Raw genomic sequence first — 13,854 nt, 5'->3', positions numbered from 1 at the left:
TGCGTAAGCCCGCAGGTAGGGGTGTCGACGGGAACCGGGGGTGTCGGCAGCGGAGGTCAGCCGGCCTTCTTCTGCAGCTCGCCGAGGCGACCGGTGGGCCGGAAGCCGAGGCGGGTGTTGACGGCGAGCATGTGCGCATTCGACGCGGCGTTGTAGGTGTAGATGCGCGGCGTCTCCGGGGAGTGGCGCTGCAGCATCCGCAGGTTCTCGAGCTTCACGCGCAGGCCGAGACGGTGGCCGCGGTCCTCGCGGCGCACGAGAGTGCCCCACTGGTACGCGTTGCCGTCGTCGCCCGAGACGACGAGCTGCGTGTACGCGGCGACCCGGCCGTCGCCGTCAGAGCCACCGTTCCGAACGATGTGCGGCCCTGCATGGCCTGCATCTGCTCGTCGGCGCGGTAGTCGGCGACGTCGGCTGATGCGGCCTCGATGTCGAGCTCGCCGGTCGGCGCCTCGGTGTCGAGAACGGCGTCGAGAGCCGCCCACTCGGCGACGATCTCGTCGGGCACCGGACCGACCCAGCTGCGGATCGCGTACCGCTCGGCGGGTGCCGCCTCGAGCAGCTCGTCGATGATCGCGTCATCGACCGGCAGCTCGAGGCGGTTCTGCAGGTCGCTGAGGGCGAGCGTGTATCCGTGCCGTCGCGCGAATTCGATTCCCGGCTGCCCGGCGCCGTCGTCGGGCTCGGATGCCGGCCACTCCGTCTCCGCGCGCAGGGTCGTGCGATCGGCGTCAGCCGCCTCGGCCTCGATGTGCGCGAGCAGGGCGGAGCCGACACCCCGTCGACGATGGGCGAGCGGCACGGTCACGCCGAGGGCGGCTGAGCGCAGGTTGTCTTTCAGGCTCAGGGCGAGCGATCCGCCGCCCACGACCGCGCCGTCGAGCACGGCGACGTAGGTGCGACGCTCGGTGGTCTCGGAGCGCTGCTGCATCTCGGCGCGGCTCTCTTCGAGGGTCCAGATCAGCGCGTTCTCGCCCATGTCGGCGCGCTTGGCCTCGGCATAGGCCTGCCACCACAGATTGTGCTCGACGGTGTGGAACGGATCGACGCGGCGGATCTGCACCGAGGTGTTCATCGCCCCAGACTACGGTCGCGATGTGACCATCAATGTGCCATTGACAATGGTGTGTGTCACACAATATAGTCTCTCGCATGAGCGACAGCGAGTTCGACGTCCATCTGCAGGAGCTGCGGCGAGGCACCATCGTGCTCGCCAGCCTGCAGCTGCTGCGCACCCCGGGTTACGGGTACGGCCTGCTTGAGCAGCTGGCATCCGCCGGCTTCCCCACCGATGCCAACACGCTCTACCCGCTGCTGCGCCGACTCGAGAAGCAGGGCTATCTCGACAGCGAGTGGAACACAGACGAGGCGAGGCCCCGAAAGTTCTACCGCACCTCCGAGGCGGGCGTCCGCCTCGCGACCACACTGACTCAGGAGGTCGCGGCCATCGCCGCCGCGACCGCCGCGCTCCGCGACCAGGAGAACTGACATGACCGCCACACTGACCGACCGGTACATCGCCGCCACCGTGCGGAGCCTCCCAGCCGGGCTGCAGAAGGAGGTCGGCGACGAGCTGCGCGCCTCGATCGCGGATGCCGTCGACGCCCGCACCGCGAATGGCGAGGCTTTAGAGCATGCCGAGCACGCCGTGCTCACCGAACTGGGCGATCCCGCGGCGCTCGCCGCGGGATACGCCGATCGGCCGCTGCATCTGATCGGGCCGAAGTACTACCTGACCTGGTGGCGGCTGCTGAAGATCCTGCTCGCAATCGTGCCGGCCTGCGCAGTCGGCGGGGTCGCGATCGCGCAGGCGCTGGCCGGCGCGGGCATCGGCGAGATCATCGGCGAGGCCATCGTCGTCGCCCTGTCGGTGATCGTGCACGTCTCGTTCTGGACGACGCTGGTCTTCTTCATCCTCGAGCGGACGGGCGCCGACACCGGCGTCAGGTGGAGCGTCGATCAGCTGCCCGAAGATCCGCAGAACGGCACCGGGCACGCCGATCTGATCGCCTCGCTGATCATGCTCGCGCTGTTCGCCGGGGTGCTCGTGTGGGATCAGCTGCGCGGCTGGACGGCCTCCGCCGATGAGCCGCTGTCGATCCTGAACCCTGGGCTCTGGCCGTGGGGCATCGGCGCGCTGCTGGCGCTGCTCGTCGCCGAGGCCGTGCTCTCGGTCGCGGTCTTCGCTCGCGGGCGCTGGACGATGACCTTCGCCTGGATCAACGCCGCCCTGGCGGCAGTCGTCATGGTGCTCGGCCTGACCGCGCTGATGAACGGGACGCTGTACAACCGGCGTTTCGTCGACGAGGTGTTCCTGAGCAACGGGGTGGGCGATGACGCCGTGATCGTCCTCGCCGTGCTCACCGGCATCGGCATCGTGGGCATCACTGTCGGCGACATGATCGACGGCTGGCGCAAGGCCGCTCGCGCCCGCCTGGCCCGCTGATCCGCGGCCGCCCTCCCGCGGCGAGCGCCGGCGAGCGCCGGCGAGCCCCGGGCCGCCCTCCCACCGCCGAGCTCCCGCCGCCGAGCGCCGAGACCCCCAGATAACGCCGAGACCCCCACCTGCGGACGTTCCGAGGTGGGGGTCTCGCCGCGAAGTAGGGGTCTCGGCGCAGAAGACGGCGCCGCGGCGCGCGGCGTCAGCCCTTCGTGACGCTCTCGATCATGACCGGGGTCTTCGGGGCTCCGTCGGGGCCACCGGTCTCGGTTCCAGCGGCGGCGACGTCGGCCACGACCGCGGTGGACGCCTCGTCGAGGTGGCCGAACACGGTGTAGCTCGGCGGAAGCTGGCTGTCGGCGTAGACGACGAAGAACTGCGAGCCGTTCGTATCCGGCCCGGCGTTCGCCATCGCGAGCGTACCGGCCTCGTACGTCTCCGATCCGTCCAGCTCGTCGGCGAACGAGTAGCCGGGGCCGCCCGTCCCCGTGGCGCTCGGGTCGCCGCACTGCAGCACGAAGATGCCCTCGGTGGTCAGGCGGTGGCAGGTGGTGCCGTCGAAGTAGCCCTGCTCGGCGAGCGAGAGGAAGCTGTTCACGGTGCACGGCGTCTTCGCGGCGTCGAGCGTCATCTTCAGCTCGCCGACGCCGGTCGCCACCGTGACCGGCACCTCGGCGGTCTCGGACGGCTCGGCAGCGGGCGCGTCGACCGCGGGCGACGCCGGGCGGCCGTCTTCCGGGTAGGAGCAGGTTCCGGATGCCTCGGTCGCCGTCGACGACGGCGCGGGGTTCGATGAGCCCGGCTCGCCGGCATCCGGGTTCGACGCGCAGCCCGTCAGGGCGAGCGCCGCAGCGGCGGTGAGAGCGAGCACGGAACGGCGGAGGTGAGTTGTCAGGCGCACGCCACGATCGTACGCGACCCGGTCGCACCGACCCGGTCGCACCGACCCGCAGGTGATTAGGCTGAGAGCCGTGACCGCCGACTTCGTCTCCGACATCTTCGACCCGTCCGAGTGGCAGCTCGCCCCCGGCGCCGAGGACTACACCGACATCACCGCGCACGTGTCGCTCGACGGGGGCGTCGCCCGCATCGCGTTCGACCGGCCCGAGGTGCGCAACGCGTTCCGCCCGCACACGGTCGACGAGCTCTACCGGGCCCTCGACATCGCGCGGCAGGATCCGCGGATCGGCGCCGTGCTGCTCACCGGCAACGGCCCGAGCCCGAAGGACGGCGGCTGGGCGTTCTGCTCGGGCGGCGACCAGCGCATCCGCGGTCGCGACGGCTACAAGTACTCCGACGACGAGGCGACGGTGCACGACACCGCGCGCGCCGGTCGGCTGCACATTCTCGAGGTGCAGCGGCTGATCCGGTTCATGCCGAAGGTGGTCATCGCCGTCGTGCCGGGCTGGGCGGCGGGCGGCGGACACTCGCTGCACGTGGTGTGCGATCTGACGATCGCCAGCGCCGAGCACGGCAGGTTCAAGCAGACGGATGCCGACGTCGGCAGCTTCGACGCCGGTTACGGCTCGGCGTACATGGCACGACAGACCGGGCAGAAGATCGCCCGAGAGGTGTTCTTCCTCGCCGAGGAGTACTCGGCGCAGCGCGCCTACGAGATGGGCGCGGTCAACCGCGTCGTGCCGCACGCCGAGCTCGAGCGGGAGGCGCTGAAGATGGCGCGCACGGTGCTGACCAAGTCGCCCACCGCGATCCGGATGCTGAAGTTCGCCTTCAACGCCGTCGACGACGGGCTCGTCGGCCAGCAGGTGTTCGCCGGGGAGGCCACGCGGCTCGCCTACGGCACCGACGAGGCCGTCGAGGGACGTGACTCGTTCCTGCAGAAGCGCGACCCGGACTGGTCGCCCTTCCCGTACCACTTCTGAGCCCGTGGCCGAGGTGAGTCTGCGAACCGTCGACGGCGCGGATGCTGGCGCGGTGCGGGATGCCCTGCCGGCCGCGCTCGACGGAGCGGGCCCCCTGGCGCTCGGCTTCGAGCCCTCGGCGGAGGATGTGGTGCCCGAGGGAACCGCGGTGGTCATCGCCACCTCCGGGTCCAGCGGCATCCCCAAGCGCGTCGTGCTCAGTGCCGCCGCGCTGCGGGCGAGTGCCGCGGCGACCGCCGCGCGGATCGGGTCGGGGCAGTGGATGCTCGCCCTGCCCGCCGCGTACATCGCCGGCGTGCAGGTGCTCGGACGCTCGCTGCTCGCGGGCATCGACCCGGTGCTGCTCGAGGGCCGTTTCACCCCCGATGCCTTCGTGCGCGCGACCGCGACGCTGCGTGACGGCGTCGACCGGTTCACCTCGTTCGTGCCGGCGCAGCTTGCGACTCTGCTGGACGCAGCGGACGAGCAGCCGGGCGTGCGCGCCGCGCTCGAGTCGTACCGAGCGATCCTCGTCGGCGGACAGGCGCTGCCCGAGCGGCTGCGCGTTCGCGCCGACGCCGTGGGGGCGCGGATCGTGCGCACCTACGGCTCCAGCGAGACGGCCGGCGGGTGCGTCTACGACGGACGACCGCTCGACGGCGTCGGGCTCGCGGAGGTCGACGGAGAGGTGCGCATCAGCGGACCGATGCTCGCCGACGGGTACCTCGGAGACGACGAGCGCACGGCCCAGGTGTTCGTGCCCGGCTCCGATGGCGTGCGCTGGTACCGCACCGGCGACGCCGGCACCATCACGTCCGCAGGTCGTCTCGCCGTCACCGGCCGGATCGACAACGTGATCGTGTCGGGCGGCATCAACGTGTCGCTCGACCGGGTGGAGCGGGTCGTGCGCGGCATCCCGGGGCTGGAGCAGGCGGTCGTGGTCGGCGTGCCCGATGAGCGCTGGGGCGAGGCATCCGTCATCTTCGCCGACGTGCCCCACGGAGAGCAGCTGCTCGAGGCCGCCCGCGCGCGCGTCGAAGCCGAGATCGGCCGGCATGCCCGGCCGGCGCAGCTGCGCGCCGAGCGGGTTCCGACGCTGGCATCCGGCAAACCCGACCGCGAGTCTCTGCGTCGCCTCGCCCGCGACTGAGCCACCGCTGCGGCAGACTGGCCGCATGGCCGTCTACACGCACGGGCACCACGATTCGGTGCTGCGCTCGCACAACAACCGCACGGTGGCGAACTCCGCCGCCTACCTCGCGGGGCACCTGACACCCGACGACCATCTGCTCGACGTGGGAGCGGGCCCCGGCAGCATCACCCTCGACTTCGCCGAGCGGGTGCACCGGGTCACGGCGACCGAGATCTCCGACGACGCGCTCGCCCTGTCGCGCTCCCTCGCCGCCGAGCGGGGGGCGACGAACGTCGACTTCTCCGTCGAAGACGTGCATGCGCTGAGCTTCGCCGACGACACCTTCGACGTCGTGCATGCCCACCAGGTGCTGCAGCACGTCGGCGACCCGGTGCAGGCGCTGCGCGAGATGCGCAGGGTCACCAGGCCGGGCGGCCTCGTCGCCGCCCGCGACGCCGATTACGCGGGTTTCATCTGGTTCCCGCTGCTGCCCGAGCTCGACGAGTGGCTGCGCCTGTACCGCGAGGCGGCGCGGCGCAACGGCGGCGAGCCGGATGCGGGGCGTCGCCTGCTCGCGTGGGCACGCGCCGCGGGCTTCACCGACGTCACCTCGACCGCGTCGACCTGGTGCTACGCGACGCCGGAGGAGCGAGCGTGGTGGGGCGGGATGTGGGCCGACCGCATCCTGCAGTCCGCACTCTCGACACAGCTCGAACGCGACGGGCTCGCGGATCGGGCGCAGCTGCAGCAGATCAGCGACGCCTGGCGCGCCTGGGCATCCGACGGCGACGGCTGGTATCTCGTCCCGCACGGCGAGATCCTCTGCCGAGCCTGAGACGGCCGGCCGCTACGCGTCGGCAGGTCCCAAATGGCCGCTTCAATCGCCCGGAGGCGGCCATTCGGGCCCACTCGGCTGCCTCGGATGCCCGGATACATCTCGAGGCGGACGCGCGGCGCGCACCCCCTCCCGTAGCGTGAAGGGGTGATCCGCCGCATCCCCGCCCCCTGGCTCGTGCTCGACATCGTCGGGGCGATCGTCGGCCTGCTGATCACCGTTCCCCTGTCGCTGACCTTCAGCGGCGGGCAGCTGAGCTTCTGGATGCCCGATCCGCCCTCGGCCGTCATGCTCGTCGCGGTCTCGATGCTGCTCTGGGGGGCGGCCGCGATCAGCCGGCTCTCGCCGCCGATCGCCCTCGTCGTCGCGTGGACGGGCGCGCTGCTGCAGATGGCCGCGGGCCTGCCGCCGCTTCCGCTCGATCTCGCCATCTTCGTGGTGCTGTTCGCTGCCGCCGCCTGGGGCACGAAGCGCATGATGTGGATCGGCGGCGCCTCCGCCGTCGGCGGCGGCCTCATCGCCGGCGTCTACATCGGCGTGCTCCAGTACGACTTCACGGCCGCGGTGACCGCGCCCTCGCCGATCGAGATGCGGCTCGTGCTGCTGAGCATCACGATGGGGCTGACGATCGTGCTCTCGCTCGCCATGGCCTGGGGCGCCGGGCTGCTCTGGCGGCTGGTGCGCCAGAGCCGCGCGAACCGCGAGGCGCAGCTGCGTGCCGAGACCGCGGCGGCCGAAGAGCAGGAGCGCGTGCGCATCGCCCGCGACATGCACGACATCGTCGCGCACTCGCTCGCCGTGGTGATCGCGCAGTCCGATGGCGCACGCTACGCCGCGGCCGCGCGACCCGAGCTCGCGCAGGAGGCGCTGACCACGATCGCGCAGACCGCGCGCTCCGCGCTGTCGGATGTGCGGATGCTGCTGACCCAGCTGCGCCACCGGCAGGGCGACGGCCCCCAGCCCACACTCGCCGATCTGGAGACGCTGTTCGCCCAGGTGCGTCAGGCGGGCGTCGAGCCGCGGGTGTCGGTGGATCCGATGCCGCAGGCCGAACCGCCCGGCGCCGTGCAGCTGGCGGTCTACCGGATCCTGCAGGAGGCGCTCACCAACGCCATCCGGCACGGCGAGGGCGACGTCGACGTGCGTCTGTCGTGGTGGGCCGATCGAGTCGACCTTCTCGTGCACAACCGGATCCCCGGCGTGACCACGGCCGCGGACGCCCCGATGAGTGCGCAGGGCGGCCACGGCCTCATCGGAATGCGCGAGCGCGCTCAGCTGATGGGCGGAACGCTCACGGTGCAACATGAGCCGAGCCGCTTCACCGTGCGCGCTACGCTTCCGATCGGCCCCTCGGCGAACTGAGCGGGCCGCAGACGACCAGGAGGTCACGGATGATCAGGGTCGTGCTCGTCGACGACCAGGCGCTGTTCCGCGCGGGTGTGCGGATGCTCGTCTCGTCGCAGCCCGACATGGATGTGGTCGGCGAAGCGGGAGACGGCAGCGACGCGCTCGAGGTGATCGGACGCACCCGCCCCGACGTGGTGCTGATGGACATCCGGATGCCCGTCATGGACGGCCTGACCGCGACCGCGCAGGTGCTCACCCAGCCCGAGCCGCCGCGCATCGTCATGCTCACGACCTTCGACCTCGATGAGGCCGCGGCCCGGGCGATCCAGCAGGGCGCCAGCGGATTCCTGCTGAAGGACGCCGATCCGGAGTTCCTGCTCGCCGCGATCCGGACGGTCGATTCCGGGTCGAGTGTGATCGCGGCCTCCGCCACCCGCGAGCTGTTCGCGCACTTCACCACCGAGACCAAACCCGTGCCGGCCGAGTACGCCGACCTCACCGATCGCGAGCGGGAGATCTTCGCGCTCGCCGCACGCGGGCTGTCGAACTCCGAGATCGCGGCGCGCGAGTACCTCAGCGAGGCGACCGTGAAGACCCACATCAGCCGCATCCTGAATAAGCTGCGCCTGCGCGACCGCGTGCAGCTGGTCGTCTTCGCCTTCGAGCACGGCCTGGCCTGACCGGCGTACGCCTGCGGGCGCGCAGGGATCATCCCTGCGATGTACGCGGATGCCATCGCCGGGCCGATGTGCCGGCCGGGGCGGCGGAAATAGCGTCGAAGCATGGAGATCACCACGTCGGACCTCGGCCTCGCCGCACGCGTCCAGCACCTCACCAAGACCTACGGAACGGGCGCCGCCGGCGTCCGGGCCCTCGATGACGTCAGCGTCGGCATCCGCCGCGGCCAGTTCACCGCGATCATGGGGCCGTCCGGGTCGGGCAAGTCCACGCTCATGCACATCATGGCCGGGCTCGACGCCCCCACCGAGGGGCGCGCCTGGATCGGCGACACCGAGATCACCGGGCTCGGCGACCTCGAGATGACCGTCCTGCGCCGTCGCCGCGTGGGGTTCATCTTCCAGGCGTTCAACCTCGTGCCGACCCTCGACGCCCTCGGCAACATCCTGCTGCCCTTCGAGCTCGACGGGCGCCGGCCGACGGCCGTCGAACGGGCGCGCATCGACGGCCTCGTCGAGCGCCTCGGTCTGGCATCCCGCCTCACCCACCGGCCGCACGAGCTCTCGGGCGGACAGCAGCAGCGCGTGGCGATCGCCCGCGCACTGGCCACCGCACCCGACCTCGTGTTCGCCGACGAGCCGACCGGCAACCTCGACTCGCGCAGCGGCCGCGAGGTGCTCGCGCTGCTCGCCGGGGCGAGCCGCGACCACGGCCAGTCGATCGCGATGGTCACGCACGACGCGATCGCGGCGAGCCACGCCGACCGGGTGCTGTTCCTCGGCGACGGCCGCATCACCGCCGACCATCCGAAGCAGAGCGCCGAGCAGATCGCCGCGTACATGCTCGCCGCGGAGGTGGCGGCGTGAGCGCGGCCGCCGCGGCGATGTCGCTTCTCGAGCCGACCCGCCCGCGCCCGGCACGCCTCGGCTGGCTGCGCGAGCGGGGGATGGGAGCGAGCATCCTGGTCTCGGCGCTCGCCGCCGCCTTCGGCGTGATCCTCGTCGAGGTGACCGCCTACCTCGCAGCGGTGCTGCAGTCCGACCCGTTCATCGGCGACAGCGAGGTGCTCGCCATCGTGGTGGCGATCCTGTCGGTGCTGCTCGTCGCGGTCGCGATGTACGTGGCCGCAATCGTCACCGCGAACACGTTCTCGACCATCATCGCCGGCCGAACGCGCCGCATCGCCCTGCTGCGTCTGATCGGCGCCTCGGCCCGCTCGCAGCGTGCGGAGGTCACCGGTCAGGGGTTCGTGGTCGGCCTGATCGGAGCGGGCGTCGGTCTGGTGGTCGGCGTCGGCTTCGCGGCGCTCGGGGTGCTTGCCGGCGAGCTGCTGCTCGATCGCGCCCCGGCGGAGTTCACGCTCGTGCAGCCCGGTGTGCTGTTCCCCGTGGTGGGCGTGGTGCTGACGACGTGGCTCGCCGCCTGGATCGGGTCGCGTCGTGTGCTCACCGTCACGCCCCTGCAGGCACTCGGCGGCTCGGTCGAGCGCACGCACGCTGAGGAGGCCGGCCGCCGTGGCAGCCACGTGGGGGCTCTGGTGCTGATCGTGGCCGGAGCGGCGCTGCTGGCCGCCGGCGTCCTGCTCGGGCTGATCACGCCGCTGGGCGTGGTCGTGGCGTTCTTCGGCGGGCTGTTCTCGTTCACCGGCCTGGCGACCGCGTCGCCGCTGTTCATGCCCCGTGTGCTGCGCCTGGTCGGCCGGTTCTTCGGCAACGAGGCGACGGCGCGGCTCGCGGCGGAGAACGCGCTGCGGTATCCGGAGCGGTCGAGTCGGATGGCGATCGGCGTGGTGATGGGGGTGGCGCTGGTGACGATGTTCGCCGTCGCGCTGGAGTCGGTGAAGGCGCTGCTGATGCGCCAGAGCGAGGGGGAGTCCTTCGCCCCGATGGACGCGTTCGCGAGCATCATGATGGTGCTGGTCGCCGTGTCGGCGGTCATCGCCGCGGTGGGCCTGGTCAACCTGCTCACCATCGGCGTCGTGCAGCGTCGTCGTGAGCTCGGGCTGCTGCGCGCGATCGGACTGACCTCTGCCCAGGTGCGCCGGATGGTGCTGCTCGAGGCCGTGCACATCACGGTCGCCGCCACCCTCACCGGTCTCGCGCTCGGCATCGCGTACGGGTGGATCGCCGCGCAGTCGCTGCTCGGCTCGGTGCCCGTGCTGCCCGACTTCGAACCGGCCGGGCTCGTGTACCCGGCGGTGCCGTGGATCCCCGTGGTGATCATCGTCGTCGCGACCGCCGTGCTGACCGTCGTCGCCGCGGTCACCCCGACTCGCCTCGCGACGCGAGTCGCCCCCGTCGAGGCGCTCGCCGCCGACTGAGCACTGCCCTCCAGCCGGGTGGCGTGCGGGTGGCGCAGCCCGGCATCGGATATCCGGCGGCGGATTAGGCTGGATGGATGCCCTCCCCGTTCGACCAGTCCTCGTATCAGGTGCGCTTCGACTGGGGCGCGGACGGGCTCGCTCGGCTCGCGCCCGCCGGCATCGTGATCGTCGTCGACGTGCTGCGCTTCTCGTCCACCCTCGCCGACGCCGTCGCCGCCGGTCAGCGCGTCACGCTCGAATCGGCTGTGTCGTGGTCGACGAACGGCGCCGCGGTCGCCTCGGCCGCGTCAGCCGCGGCTGGTCCGGATGCCGGTCCCGCGACGGTGCTGATCGGCGGCATCCGCAACGCCGCCGCGACCGCTCGGGCGGTGCTGGACGTGCAGGAGCGGCAGGGGGCGCGGGCCTCGGTCTCGATCATCGCGGCGGGCGAGCTCGCATCCACCGGCGAGCTGCGTTTCGCGGTCGAGGATCAGCTCGGCGCCGGAGCGATCATCGCCGCGCTCTGCGACCTCGGCATCGATCACTCGTCGCCGGAGGCGGCCGCGGCGGCCGAGGCGTTCCGTGCGCTGCGGCCGGGGATGCGGCACATGCTCGTCGGCAGCGGCTCCGGCCGCGAGCTGGTCGCAGGGGTGGCCTCCACCGCCCGCATGGAGGCCGCCGGAGTGCGCCCGGCGACCACGGCAGAGGCGGCGGAGCTGGATGCCGTCGACACCGCTGCCGTGCTGCGCGACGGTGTCTTCGAGCGCTTCAGCTGACCGGCCGCGCGGCATCGACAGCACCGTCGGGCGGCGGCATAGGGTCGGAGCATGAGGTTTGTCCCCGCGGTCATCGTCGACGCCGTGTTCGTGCTCATCTTCGCGGCGATCGGCCGCGCATCGCACGACGAGAATCCGCTCGGGTTCCTGCTCACGGCCTGGCCGTTCCTGGTCGCGCTCGTCGTCGGGCACGCGCTCGCCGCGCTCGTCCCCGCGCGCCCGCGGCGGCCGTGGTCGCTCGGCTGGGGCGTGATCGTCTGGGTCGTGACGGTGGGCGGCGGGATGCTGCTGCGCATCGCCACGGGCGACACCGCCGAGACCCCGTTCATCATCGTCGCCTCGCTGGTGCTCGCGGCCATGCTGCTCGGCTGGCGGCTGATCGCCCTGCTCACCCGGCGCTATCGCGCTCCGCGGGTCGCGGACTGACGCCCGCCGCCCGCAGCGCCGACCGACTGAGCGCGCTCAGCGCGGCAGCTGCGCGGCGAGCCTGTCGGCCGCGGTGATCTCGCGGCGATGCCATTCGAACAGGAAGCGCCGATCGAAACGGCGCGAGCACTTCGCGCACGACGTCTCGCGCGCCGGGCGGCGGTGACGATAGGCGACGTGCCCGGCGGGGCAGCTCCCGATCCACGGTGCGAGCTCGGTCGCGGTCTCGCCCTGGTGGGTGGTGCCGCCGACATAGCCCAGCGAGCGCGCGGTGCGCTTCCAGGCCGGTCCGTGCCCCGCCGCGTGCCCCGCCAGCGCGTGCGCCACTTCGTGCAGCAGCGTCTGATGCACCTCGTCGTCGTCGAACCGGGCGGCGAGATACCGCGACACCGAGATGCGGCGGCGCTGGTAGTCGCACAGTCCGGCACGACGCTTGGCGTTGTCGAACTCGAACGACCACGACTCGTCGAGGTGCATGCGGATCAGCGCGTCACCCCAGACGCGCACGCGGTTCAGATCGGCCATGTGATCAGAGTAGAACCGGCGACCGACATCGGGTCTAGACGAGCGCGTCGGCTTCCATCGCGCTGCGCCGCTCGGCGGCCTCGATGGCGCGCAGCGCCTTCTCGAGATCCGAGTCGTCGGCGCCGGCCGCCCGGCGCAGGAACAGCGAGCGCTTGAAGCTCTCCCGCGCCTGCTCGAAGTCGCGCACCTCGTACGCGTTCTTGCCGTGGTGCTGATGCGCGAAGGCGGCGATCCCCGCCCAGCCCTGGCCCTCGGCCTCGCTCGCGCAGGTGGCGAGCTCCTGAGCCGCCGCGGCGTTGGCGCCACGGTTCTGCAGCACCGTGGCGTGCAGCACGCGGGCGCGCAGCAGGTCTTTGCGGGTGCCGGCCATGCGCGCCTGTCGCACCGTCTCGTCGGCGAGCTCGAGCGCCTCGTCGAGCCGATCGAGCACCTTCAGCAGCCACACGCGCTCGAGCAGCACGGGAAGACTGCGCTGATGCTCGATCTCGGCGAGACGCGTCACGCATTCCCGCGGGTCGACGATCTCACGAAGGGTGTCGGGGTCGTAACCCTGGATCAAATTCACGACTGATGGCTCCTCTCCGCGACCGTCATCCCAGTCTGCCCCGAGGATCTGAGAACCGTCCGAGGCACGCCCTGGATGACCCCGAACCGAGGATCAGCGCAGGAAGATGCTCGCGTCGGGGCGGGGGGATGCCACGGCGTCCGCGTCGGTGACGATCGCCGCGCCCTTCGCGAACGCCGCGACCTCGGTATCCTGAGCGATCTTCGCCGGATGCGGACCCGCGGCCAGCAGCCGCGGCAGCCACTCGGTCGGAAGCGGAGTGCGTGAGGCGGCCATCACGAGATTGCCGAACCGGCGTCCCTTCAGCACCTGCGTGTCGGCGAGCAGGGCGACCTCGTCGAACACGCTCATCGCGGTCGCCACCTGGCGGCGCGCGAACGCGAGCCCAGGGCCGTCGGCGACGTTCACCAGCAGCACGCCCGCCGGCGCGAGCAGGTCGGCGATTTCGCGGTAGAACTCCAGGCTGGTCAGGTGAGCGGGCGTCTGGGCACCGGAGAACACGTCCGAGACGACGAGATCGCAGCGCCCGGTCAGAGCGGGCGGCAGGCGCCGCAGCCCCTCGCGCGCGTCGCCGATCCGGATGCGGATGGCCGCCGACCGCGGCAGCGGAAGGTGCTCGCGCACGAGCGCGACCAGCGGAGCCTCCAGCTCGATCACCTGCTGGCGAGATCCGGGCCTGGTCGCCTCGATGTAGCGGGGGACGGTCAGCGCGCCCGCGCCGAGATGCAGGACGCTGAGCGGGGCGGATGCCGACGGGCCGAGCTGATCGATCACCGCGCCCATCCGCACGATGTACTCGAAGTGCAGGTGGGTGGGATCATCCAGGTCGACGTGCGACTGCGGCGTGCCGTCGACGATCAGCTCGAAGCCGCTGCCGAACTCGCTCGGCGCCACCTCGGCGATGCCGCCGTGCTCGAGCCGCGCCTGCGGGTTCGCGGCATCCCGCGCGCGTGCTCGTCCCATGCT

General features: G+C 71.8%; 17 protein-coding genes. 11 read left to right on the top strand and 6 right to left on the bottom strand.

Going from position 1 to position 13,854, the window contains the following annotated elements; translation table 11 throughout:
• Positions 1-56: 56 nt before the first annotated feature.
• Both H9633_RS03590 and H9633_RS03585 read right to left on the bottom strand, forming a co-directional pair.
• A complete protein-coding gene (locus H9633_RS03590) occupies positions 57-218 on the bottom strand; it encodes a hypothetical protein (protein ID WP_177243771.1) in 162 nt (53 codons plus the stop codon).
• Positions 215-1,075 carry a GNAT family N-acetyltransferase gene (locus H9633_RS03585; protein WP_191712121.1) on the bottom strand — a complete coding sequence of 287 codons (861 nt, stop codon included), beginning with the start codon at positions 1,073-1,075 and terminating at the stop codon, positions 215-217. Before H9633_RS03585 ends, H9633_RS03590 begins: the two co-directional genes overlap by 4 nt.
• Positions 1,076-1,152: 77 nt before the next feature.
• On the opposite strand from H9633_RS03585, the gene H9633_RS03580 reads away from it, so the two are divergent.
• On the top strand, positions 1,153-1,488 hold the full coding sequence (locus H9633_RS03580) for a PadR family transcriptional regulator (protein ID WP_071644049.1): 336 nt from the start codon (positions 1,153-1,155) through the stop codon (positions 1,486-1,488).
• 1 nt (position 1,489) lies between these two features.
• Positions 1,490-2,446, top strand: coding sequence for a hypothetical protein (locus H9633_RS03575; protein WP_191712120.1), 957 nt, complete (start codon positions 1,490-1,492; stop codon positions 2,444-2,446).
• A 196-nt stretch (positions 2,447-2,642) separates the two neighbouring features.
• Here the strand turns inward: H9633_RS03575 and H9633_RS03570 are convergent, their stop codons facing one another.
• Positions 2,643-3,341 (bottom strand): peptidylprolyl isomerase, encoded by a 699-nt coding sequence (locus H9633_RS03570; RefSeq protein ID WP_318247182.1) that lies wholly within the window; start codon positions 3,339-3,341, stop codon positions 2,643-2,645.
• Positions 3,342-3,411: 70 nt separating this feature from the next.
• Between H9633_RS03570 and H9633_RS03565 the strand changes: the two genes are divergently transcribed.
• The 9 genes from H9633_RS03565 to H9633_RS03525 all read left to right on the top strand — a co-directional run bounded on the left by H9633_RS03565 (position 3,412) and on the right by H9633_RS03525 (position 11,798).
• Positions 3,412-4,323, top strand: a complete 912-nt coding sequence (locus H9633_RS03565; protein ID WP_191712118.1) for a 1,4-dihydroxy-2-naphthoyl-CoA synthase — start codon at positions 3,412-3,414, stop codon at positions 4,321-4,323.
• A 13-nt stretch (positions 4,324-4,336) separates the two neighbouring features.
• Positions 4,337-5,452, top strand: coding sequence for an AMP-binding protein (locus H9633_RS03560; RefSeq protein WP_191712923.1), 1,116 nt, complete (start codon positions 4,337-4,339; stop codon positions 5,450-5,452).
• A 25-nt stretch (positions 5,453-5,477) separates the two neighbouring features.
• Positions 5,478-6,269: a methyltransferase domain-containing protein gene (locus H9633_RS03555; RefSeq protein WP_071644057.1), complete on the top strand. Its 792-nt coding sequence runs from the start codon at positions 5,478-5,480 to the stop codon at positions 6,267-6,269.
• A 147-nt stretch (positions 6,270-6,416) separates the two neighbouring features.
• Positions 6,417-7,631, top strand: coding sequence for a sensor histidine kinase (locus H9633_RS03550; protein ID WP_071644059.1), 1,215 nt, complete (start codon positions 6,417-6,419; stop codon positions 7,629-7,631).
• 29 nt (positions 7,632-7,660) lie between these two features.
• On the top strand, positions 7,661-8,296 hold the full coding sequence (locus tag H9633_RS03545) for a response regulator (RefSeq protein ID WP_071644061.1): 636 nt from the start codon (positions 7,661-7,663) through the stop codon (positions 8,294-8,296).
• A 102-nt stretch (positions 8,297-8,398) separates the two neighbouring features.
• The gene (locus H9633_RS03540) at positions 8,399-9,160 is read left to right on the top strand and encodes an ABC transporter ATP-binding protein (RefSeq protein ID WP_191712117.1); all 762 of its coding nucleotides are present in this window, start codon (positions 8,399-8,401) and stop codon (positions 9,158-9,160) included.
• A gap of 17 nt (positions 9,161-9,177) precedes the next feature.
• The gene (locus tag H9633_RS03535; protein WP_449843652.1) at positions 9,178-10,614 is read left to right on the top strand and encodes an FtsX-like permease family protein; all 1,437 of its coding nucleotides are present in this window, start codon (positions 9,178-9,180) and stop codon (positions 10,612-10,614) included.
• Positions 10,615-10,691: 77 nt separating this feature from the next.
• The gene (locus tag H9633_RS03530; RefSeq protein ID WP_191712116.1) at positions 10,692-11,372 is read left to right on the top strand and encodes a 2-phosphosulfolactate phosphatase; all 681 of its coding nucleotides are present in this window, start codon (positions 10,692-10,694) and stop codon (positions 11,370-11,372) included.
• A 51-nt stretch (positions 11,373-11,423) separates the two neighbouring features.
• The gene (locus H9633_RS03525; protein ID WP_071644065.1) at positions 11,424-11,798 is read left to right on the top strand and encodes a DUF3054 domain-containing protein; all 375 of its coding nucleotides are present in this window, start codon (positions 11,424-11,426) and stop codon (positions 11,796-11,798) included.
• A 36-nt stretch (positions 11,799-11,834) separates the two neighbouring features.
• On the opposite strand, the gene H9633_RS03520 is transcribed toward H9633_RS03525, so the two are convergent.
• The 3 genes from H9633_RS03520 to H9633_RS03510 all read right to left on the bottom strand — a co-directional run bounded on the left by H9633_RS03520 (position 11,835) and on the right by H9633_RS03510 (position 13,851).
• Complete coding sequence (locus H9633_RS03520) at positions 11,835-12,323, bottom strand: SprT-like domain-containing protein (protein WP_191712115.1); 489 nt, start codon at positions 12,321-12,323, stop codon at positions 11,835-11,837.
• Positions 12,324-12,357: 34 nt separating this feature from the next.
• Complete coding sequence (locus H9633_RS03515) at positions 12,358-12,888, bottom strand: hypothetical protein (protein ID WP_071644069.1); 531 nt, start codon at positions 12,886-12,888, stop codon at positions 12,358-12,360.
• Positions 12,889-12,981: 93 nt separating this feature from the next.
• The gene (locus H9633_RS03510) at positions 12,982-13,851 is read right to left on the bottom strand and encodes a spermidine synthase (protein WP_191712114.1); all 870 of its coding nucleotides are present in this window, start codon (positions 13,849-13,851) and stop codon (positions 12,982-12,984) included.
• Positions 13,852-13,854 lie beyond the last annotated feature (3 nt).

Origin of the sequence: Microbacterium commune (assembly GCF_014836945.1) — a bacterium.
Taxonomy (GTDB): Bacteria; Actinomycetota; Actinomycetes; order Actinomycetales; family Microbacteriaceae; genus Microbacterium; species Microbacterium commune.
Note: the sequence above shows the minus strand (reverse complement) of the source record. Positions and strands in the feature narration are given on the sequence as shown.